Annotated in this window: 1 protein-coding gene and 1 pseudogene; one reads left to right on the forward strand and one right to left on the reverse strand. The window is 29.1% G+C overall.

Features of this window, described 5'->3' with window-relative positions:
- Window positions 1-169: 169 nt before the first annotated feature.
- Window positions 170-2,077, reverse strand: coding sequence for an ATP-binding protein (locus tag ACFIK3_RS09215; protein ID WP_375676599.1), 1,908 nt, complete (start codon window positions 2,075-2,077; stop codon window positions 170-172).
- 128 nt (window positions 2,078-2,205) lie between these two features.
- Here ACFIK3_RS09215 and ACFIK3_RS09220 point away from each other — a divergent pair.
- Window positions 2,206-2,361, forward strand: a pseudogene (locus ACFIK3_RS09220) (DNA adenine methylase); the annotation flags it as partial.
- Between the last annotated feature and the right edge of the window lie 32 nt (window positions 2,362-2,393).

Consider the following 2,393-nt stretch of genomic DNA (forward strand, 5'->3'; position numbering starts at 1 on the left):
GAGATGATAGAGACCTATCAAGGTTTAAAGATGATGTCACGCATCATGAAATTGATAGCCTTTATTGTCTTTATGTTCGTAATAGATTTTTCCCGTTTTGTGGACGCCATAGAGAATAGCTTCTCACACTTTAAAAAATGGATAACTAAGAGTTGAAAATATAATCTGTTTATATTTTTTTATGACGTAAAGAATCCTTTTTAATAATATCCATAAAGGTGCTATTTCTTAACTTTGCGTTCTCTAAAAGAGTTTTTGGAGATACAACTTGTATGCAAGCATTGAAATAAGGCCAATAATTCCGATAATATTCTCCTTCTGGAGAAAAAACTTTAGTGAAATGATTTGTAAAACATAAAATTTGTGAAAAAGCGTCATCTATTTCAGCAATGAGATAAAGATACATCTCCCCAACACCATATTCTTTAAGTGTTTTGGCATAATACATTAATTGAGCAACGCCTGTATTTTTATAATATGCTACAGGACTTTTAAACTCTATTAAGACAGCCCGTTTTTTTTCCTCAGAATCAAAATATAAAGCTACATCAGGTCGACTCGATAACCCTTTATTATTTTCTTCAACATCAAGTGAAGCTTTATTAACTTTTGAAAGGAAGTTCTTTATATTCTTCTCACTTTGTAAGTAACTGTAGCCCATTAAGGCGTCATCAAGTATCCATAAATTATTCTTTTCCAATGCTAAAGGTAAGTTTTTATCAGCAGTATGTTGTTGTGGAACAAATAAATTATGAATATCTTTTTCCAAAGTTTGAGGCTGTAGTAAATTAGAAAATTGGCACAGAATATCGTTTCTGAATTGAATATATTGGGTTAATTCTAGACTAGCAAATTTTTGTGCTTTTTTAAAATTATTTTTTGGTCTTCCTTTACCTTCACGAAGAATTCTTTTGAATGCTAATTTTTTTGTTGAATATTTTTTCTCTGCTTTTTCAATCAATGAATCTTCTGTAAAGATACCTCCAATTACATCTTTGGTGTCTAGAAATTCTACCAAGTAAGGGTATTCTTCAGAAACCTTTTCGAGAAGAGCAATTTTTTCTTCTTTAATTTGGGGGAAATGATGGTTAATTATTTCATCTAGAATATGCTCTAACTTTTTATTAATATCACCCCAAGTTAGTTGCGTTTCTAAGTCAGCTTGTTTTTCATCAATATCAAAACAGTTTCTTTCATCGTTAACATGCTTATTCAGAACATGAGATTCCAATAAAAATATCATTATAACATTTTTTATTGGTTGAATTTTGATAAACTCTGAAAAAGGCATAACAGTACGATTATGAGCACAGTAGAATGCTTTTATTTCATCACTATAATTTTCATTATTTTCAAAATAATAAGAAAGGGTAAAAGGAATATTTCGAAGACCAATATTAAAAGTTTTAACTTCTAAATAAGGTAAATCTTGTGTACTTATTGTGCTCTTCTTCAAGCTTTCTAAATTTTCTGCGTTTCTTAATTTATATAAGTCTTCTAAATCTTCCGCTTCATGTACATAAAAGTTGATTTTAATATCTTTTTCTTTATTTAAAAAAAGTAAAGGAAGAAGATGATAATAAATTTCATCACGAACGATGCTTATATTTAAATCAGTTTGTGTATAAGGGTTTTCAAAAAATAATTGTGTTGTCCACCATTTATCTTGTTTACCATTTTCTTTCTTAAAAGAATCTTGTGTAAAATCTGGAGTGAAATTTAATGAAACTCGGACATTATTTTCACTTTTATTAAAACTCGTAATTTCAACTTTTTCAAATACTTTTAAGTAAGTAATACGTCCAACACCTTTACATCCTTTTTCAATTTTATAATCACTTTTATAGGTAGAAAAAGATTTGATATTTTCTGTTGTAAAACCATCTCCATTATCAAAAACGCTTACCGCAAAAACCGGTTGATCCTGCAATAAATCTTTGTTGCCATAAAGTTGGAATAAAATATCAATTTTTGTTGCGTGAGCCTGTATAGAATTAACTATAGATTCCTTAAGAACTGTAATTATATTTGTTTTTGGAGAAAGATCACGGATTATAGCCTTAAGATTGACAAGCATGAGTGCACCAATAAGCTTTTTATTCTATTTATTTTTATTGAAGTAGGTAAAAAAATCCTAAATTATTTATATGCTTGATGATTGCTTTTGTATAGAGACATTAGACGATATTTTTGCTTATTTTCAGCAAAAGCATGCAAGGTAAATTTGTCTTGAGTCTGAATGATTGTGATGCGGTTCGAGAGATCTTTAAAGATTTTGACTTTTTAGAAGTAAAGACCCTTTGGACAGCAGGTACGGCTAAAAAACCACCCCGAAAAGAACTCTTGATTCGTAATAATTGAAGAAAATCATAAAAAGATTTGTTAGAATCAGA

This window comes from Bartonella sp. CB10SXKL, assembly GCF_042195515.1.
Taxonomy (GTDB): domain Bacteria; phylum Pseudomonadota; class Alphaproteobacteria; order Rhizobiales; family Rhizobiaceae; genus Bartonella.

Excerpts from the sequence above, each read along its gene's own strand:
- ACFIK3_RS09215 (WP_375676599.1), bottom strand. The coding sequence starts at position 2,077 with ATGCTTGTCAATCTTAAGGCTATAATCCGTGATCTTTCTCCAAAAACA.